The sequence below is a fragment of the Aeromonas sp. R3-1 genome (assembly GCF_040908345.1).
Lineage (GTDB): Bacteria > Pseudomonadota > Gammaproteobacteria > Enterobacterales > Aeromonadaceae > Aeromonas > Aeromonas veronii.
This window is the reverse complement of sequence record NZ_JBFODN010000277.1, coordinates 1-5,605: the sequence shown is the minus strand read 5'-3', so window position 1 is coordinate 5,605 and position 5,605 is coordinate 1. Positions and strand designations below refer to the sequence as shown.

The following is a 5,605-nucleotide window of genomic DNA, read 5'->3' as shown; positions in this document are numbered from 1 at the left end:
TCTCTTTTTGGCAGAGGGTGAGCAGGGCCGCCAGCTCCTGTTTTGCCTGCTGCTGGTTCATGCCGTGCAGATCGAGATAGATCTCCGGCGGATAAATGCCCCGCTTGAGCTTTTTCAGCTCGAATTTTGACACATCTTCCCGCACGTAACGGGTCGGCCCATCATCGTCGAGATGGGGCTGATACTCATCGCTGAAATAGTGGTCAACCCCAAGCTTTTCGCGGGTTTCGCGCAATTCGCGTTTCTGCTTGACCGGGCGTAACTCGGCCCTTATGGTATCTTGCTTGATTTTCCGGGTACCTTTTATCGCATCGCGGAACAGCAGGGTTTCCTCGTCTGTCGGTGAGGGCGTTTTTTTCATCAGATGCTCATGTATTAGGTATGCGTCTTGCCCGCCAGGTAAACGGGGCTCGGGCCGGATATTACTCGACTTGGAGGTGGATTTGGACAAGATATTTATCGATGAGGTGGTTGCCGAGATGCACACCATCCAGGACATGTTGCGTTGGGCCATGAGTCGTTTCAACGACGCCGGGATTTTTTACGGTCATGGAACCGACAACGCCTGGGATGAAGCTGTGCAGCTGGTACTGCCCGCGTTACATCTGCCACCGGATGTAGACCCGGCCATGCGCCACTCCCGTCTCACCAGCAGCGAGCGTCACCGTATCGCCGAGCTGATTATCCGCCGGGTACAGGAGCGGGTACCGGCCGCCTACCTGACCAACAAGGCCTGGTATGCCGGTTGGGAGTTCTACGTGGACGAGCGGGTGCTCATTCCCCGTTCCCCCATTGCGGAGATGGTGGCCAACCGTTTCGCACCCTTCCTCAAACATGAACCGACCCGGATCATGGACTTGTGCACTGGCTCCGGTTGCATCGCCATCATCATGGCCCACGAGTTCCCGGAAGCGGAAGTCGATGCCATCGACATCAGCATCGATGCGCTGAACGTGGCCGAGCGCAACATCAACGATCACGGGCTGGAACAGCAGGTCATTCCGATCCGCTCCGATCTCTTCCGTGATCTGCCGGCGGGCGACAAGTACGATCTCATCGTCTCCAACCCGCCCTATGTTGACTCCGAAGATATGTCGGATCTGCCGGACGAGTTCCGTCACGAGCCCGAGCTGGCGCTGGCGTCCGGCTCCGATGGTCTCAAGCTGACCAAACGTCTGCTGGCCCATGCGGCAGATTTCCTCAAGGATAACGGCGTGCTGGTGGTCGAAGTTGGCAACAGCATGATCCATCTGGAAGCCCAGTTCCCCGAGATCCCCTTTACTTGGGTTGAATTCGAAAACGGCGGTCACGGCGTCTTTGTGATGACCCGTGACGAGCTGGTGCAGTATCAGGATCATTTCGCCATCTACAAGAACTAAGCAGGAGCGCGCATGGCAGGGAACAGTTTTGGTCAACTCTTTCGGGTCACTACCTTTGGCGAGAGCCACGGCCTGGCGCTGGGCGCCGTGGTCGATGGTTGCCCGCCGGGGCTGGAGATAAGCGAAGCGGATCTGCAGGGAGACTTGGATCGGCGCAAGCCGGGCACTTCCCGCTACACCACGCCGCGCCGCGAGCCGGATGAGGTGAAGATCCTCTCCGGGGTGTTCGAGGGCAAGACCACCGGCACCTCCATCGGGCTGCTCATCGAGAATACCGATCAGCGCTCTAAGGATTACTCCGATATCAAGGATCTGTTCCGGCCGGGTCACGCTGACTACACCTATCACCAGAAGTATGGTCAGCGGGACTATCGCGGCGGTGGTCGCTCCTCGGCACGCGAGACCGCGATGCGGGTAGCTGCGGGGGCCATTGCCAAGAAGTACCTCAAACAGGTGCATGGCATCGAGATCACCGGTTTTCTCTCCCAGCTCGGCCCCATCAAGGCGGAAGGCTTTGACGCGGCGCAGATTGAGCAGAATCCCTTCTTCTTCCCCGATGCGGGCAAGCTGGAAGAGCTCGATCAATACATGCGTGACCTGAAAAAAGAGGGCAACAGTATCGGTGCCAAGGTGCAGGTCATTGCGCGCAATGTGCCGGTGGGTCTCGGTGAGCCGGTATTTGATCGTCTCGACGCCGATATTGCCCACGCCATGATGGGCATCAATGCGGTGAAAGGGGTGGAGATCGGTGACGGCTTTGCGGTGGTGGAGCAAAAAGGCTCCGAGCATCGTGACGAGATGACCCCGGCGGGCTTTGCCAGCAACCATGCGGGCGGCATTCTGGGTGGGATCTCGTCGGGTCAGGATATTGTGGTGAGCATGGCGCTCAAACCGACTTCCAGTATCACTGTGCCGGGCAAGACCATCAATACCGAAGGCGAGGCCATCGAGATGATCACCAAGGGTCGTCACGATCCTTGTGTCGGCATTCGCGCCGTACCCATCGCCGAAGCCATGCTGGCGCTGGTGTTGATGGATCACCTGCTGCGCCATCGCGCCCAGAATCAGGGGGTGTTGACCCATACCCCGCAGCTGCGCTGATCGCTATTGCTGCTCATCGACTGATCGCTCCCTGTTCGGGGAACAAGTTCGACAATACCAAAAAGGCGACCTTCGGGTCGCCTTTGCTATTTCAGGTGGCGGCTTATCCCGTCAATGCTTGCGGAGGGTGCGGGTCAGCAGATCTGCGGCGCCCGGATCGGCATTGAGGCGACACCTGGGGGGCGAGAACTTGTTGTGGGGTTTGGGCAAGGCATGAATGGCCTCGTTGACTTTGAGGATCTGTTCTTCGCTCACGCTGTTTTTGGCAAACATCAGACTGACCGGCTGGTGGTGTAGCAACAGCTGGCAGCTGATAAACTCTTCGGCCCCCAGCTGGGCCAGCCGGTAGCGGGCATATTGCCACTCCATGATGATGCCATCGAGGCGGCGAGCCAGCAGCAGATCGATCATCCGCTCATCGGCGTTGTATTCGGTCGCCATTTTAAGCGCCGGGCAGCTATCCATCTGATGCATGGGGCGGGTGCCGCGTAACTTGCCTATCTTGAGCCCTTTCTCGTTGCACAACGCGGGCAGATTATCGAGCTGCGCCCAGCGATCCTGATGGCCGGGAATCGGGTCATTGCTCAGCAGCACATAGGCACTCTGGCGGTAGGGGGTCGAGAAGCGGGCATAACTCTGGCGCTCCGGCAGAGGGAGGGCGGCCATCGCCACATCCAGCTGATCGTGTTCTACCAGATGCAGTGCCCGCGCCCAGGGAAGCTCGCGAAACTTGGGGGCAAAGCCCGCCTGGGTGAGGATCTGGCGGGTCAGGCTGACATCCAGCCCATCCAGCTCACCTCGGTTGTTGATTTGGCTGAAGGGGGGCCAGTGGCTCCAGGCCACGGTCAGAGTCTGACTGGCCTGCAGTGCTGGACTTAGCAGCAGAAGCAGCAGGCCAACCCTTGCCTGCCAGCTGCCGCGGGGACGATATGGCGTGGTCATAGCTAAACCTCGTTATTGTGTTCTTCAATCCCGTGCTTTTGCCCCGCGAGCCATGCCTGCGAGGGCTGATATTGTGTTGCCAGTTAATAGTGTGGTGTGTGCTACATCAATCAACGGGATTATTCGGGGGGCAGAAGGGGGATTTTCTCTTCGTGCTGGGAGGCGCATCACATTTTTCTCGTTTATCCCGTGCAACTCCGTTAGACTGCGCCTCTATTCTTTCCCCTTTGCTCTGCTCCCCGGGGAAATCGTTGTTTTCTCAATAGGCCCAGATCTTGTGAGATGGCATCGGCTCAGCAGAGGAGCCCCACCACAAATCCCCGGAGCCCCTATCTCTAGCAGGTAATTATGAGTTTTACTTCCCTCGGTCTGGCCGAACCCTTGTTGCGTGCCGTTGCCGAACAAGGCTACGACACCCCGTCTCCCATTCAGCAGCAAGCGATCCCCGCCGTTCTGGCTGGCCGCGATCTGATGGCGGCGGCCCAAACAGGGACCGGCAAGACCGCAGGCTTTACCCTGCCGATGCTGCAACGTCTGATGGAGAGCAAGCGCAAGGTGTCTCCGAACCGCATTCGTGCGCTGGTGCTGACCCCGACTCGCGAGTTGGCCGCCCAGGTGGGCGAGAGCGTGCGTAACTACGGCAAACACCTGCCGATGCGCAGCCACGTGGTCTTCGGCGGCGTCAGCATCAATCCACAGATGATGGCGACTCGCCGTGGTCTGGACGTGCTGGTGGCCTGTCCTGGCCGCCTGATGGATCTCTATAACCAGAATGCCGTCAAGTTCGACGAAGTGGAGATCCTGGTACTGGACGAAGCGGATCGCATGCTCGACATGGGCTTTATCCGCGACATCCGCCGCATCCTGGCTCTGATGCCGAAGAAGCGTCAGAACCTGCTCTTCTCCGCCACCTTCGCTGACGAGATCCGCGAACTGGCCACTGGTCTGCTGGATAACCCGGCGGTGATCGAAGTGGCCCCGCGCAACAGCACTGCCGAGCGTATCGAGCAGTTGGTGCATCCGTGCGACAAGGCCAACAAGATCGCGCTGCTGAGTCATCTGGTCACCAGCAACAACTGGCAGCAGGTGCTGGTGTTCACCCGTACCAAGCACATGGCCAATCGCGTTGCCGAGACCCTCGACAAGAACGGCGTCAGCGCCGCCGCCATCCATGGCAACAAGAGCCAGGGGGCCCGTACTCGCGCACTGGCCGGTTTCAAGGATGGTAGCGTCAAGGTGCTGGTGGCGACCGACATCGCCGCCCGTGGTCTGGACATCGACAAGCTGCCGCAAGTGGTCAACTTCGAGCTGCCCAACGTGGCAGAAGATTACGTGCACCGTATCGGTCGTACCGGCCGTGCCGGTGCTGCCGGTCACGCCATCTCGCTGGTGGCGGCCGACGAAGGGAAGCTTATCAAGGCGATCGAGCGTCTGACCAAGCAGAACATCCCGTGCGAGCAGGTAGCCGGTTTTGAAGCCTCCCGCGAGACCTTGGACAACATCGCCCGTGGTATCGGCGCGCCGCTGCGTAAAGAGCCTCGTGATCCGAGCGAGCAGCGCCGTGCGCCGCGTCCGCAAGGTCAAGGTCAGCGTCAAGGTGCCGGTCGTTCCGCCTCCAATGGCAATGCGGGTGGTGCACGTACCGGTAACGGTGGCAAGCCCAAGCCGCAAGGTGGTCAGCGTCCGGCTGATGGTGCTGGCAAACCGGCTCAGGCCCGTCGTCCACGTCGCTCTACCCACAACCAGTAAGCGGCTCGGGAGCTTGACTCCCAAGCTTATGCTGTTGTCTAGTCCTGAAATAGGTTTACACATTTTCAACTAGCATTTCTCTACTCAGAACCCCCTATGTACCGCATCGGGGGGTCTGTATTTCAACGCATGATGCGGCCGCTCCTCGTTGTAAATATCTACTGCTTCACACACCATTTCCCGCGCTTGCGTCAAATCCAGCGGGCTTTGCAACAACAACTCTCCTTTCAAAATCCCGTTCACCCGCTCCGCCAACGCATTCTGGTAACAGTCATACCCATCCGTCATCGAGCATGTTACCCCGTACCGTTCATGTAATGACTGATACAGCCCCGAGCAATACTGCACGCCGTGGTCCGAGTGATGGATGAGTTCACCGTCGCCACACCGTTGCTTCAGCGCTTTCCTGAACGCCATCGCCACCGACTCGGCGT

6 protein-coding genes are annotated in these 5,605 nt (G+C 59.1%); 3 read left to right on the top strand and 3 right to left on the bottom strand.

The window, feature by feature from the left end:
- Window positions 1-361 (bottom strand): endonuclease SmrB (gene smrB / locus AB5Y85_RS19985; RefSeq protein WP_368222031.1); only part of this gene is annotated, 361 nt, incomplete at its 3' end.
- A gap of 82 nt (window positions 362-443) precedes the next feature.
- Between smrB and prmB the strand changes: the two genes are divergently transcribed.
- Together prmB and aroC are read left to right on the top strand one after the other, a co-directional pair.
- Complete coding sequence (gene prmB, locus AB5Y85_RS19980) at window positions 444-1,379, top strand: 50S ribosomal protein L3 N(5)-glutamine methyltransferase (RefSeq protein WP_005360393.1); 936 nt, start codon at window positions 444-446, stop codon at window positions 1,377-1,379.
- A 12-nt stretch (window positions 1,380-1,391) separates the two neighbouring features.
- Window positions 1,392-2,480, top strand: a complete 1,089-nt coding sequence (gene aroC / locus AB5Y85_RS19975; protein ID WP_058058188.1) for a chorismate synthase — start codon at window positions 1,392-1,394, stop codon at window positions 2,478-2,480.
- 111 nt (window positions 2,481-2,591) lie between these two features.
- Here the strand turns inward: aroC and AB5Y85_RS19970 are convergent, their stop codons facing one another.
- Window positions 2,592-3,422: an ABC transporter substrate-binding protein gene (locus tag AB5Y85_RS19970; protein ID WP_236375098.1), complete on the bottom strand. Its 831-nt coding sequence runs from the start codon at window positions 3,420-3,422 to the stop codon at window positions 2,592-2,594.
- Between the two features lie 348 nt (window positions 3,423-3,770).
- Here AB5Y85_RS19970 and AB5Y85_RS19965 point away from each other — a divergent pair, with 348 nt between their 5' ends.
- Window positions 3,771-5,171 carry a DEAD/DEAH box helicase gene (locus AB5Y85_RS19965; RefSeq protein ID WP_005333194.1) on the top strand — a complete coding sequence of 467 codons (1,401 nt, stop codon included), beginning with the start codon at window positions 3,771-3,773 and terminating at the stop codon, window positions 5,169-5,171.
- Window positions 5,172-5,255: 84 nt separating this feature from the next.
- Here AB5Y85_RS19965 and AB5Y85_RS19960 read toward each other — a convergent pair.
- A partial coding sequence (locus tag AB5Y85_RS19960; protein ID WP_368222030.1) for a transposase occupies window positions 5,256-5,605 on the bottom strand: 350 nt, incomplete at its 5' end.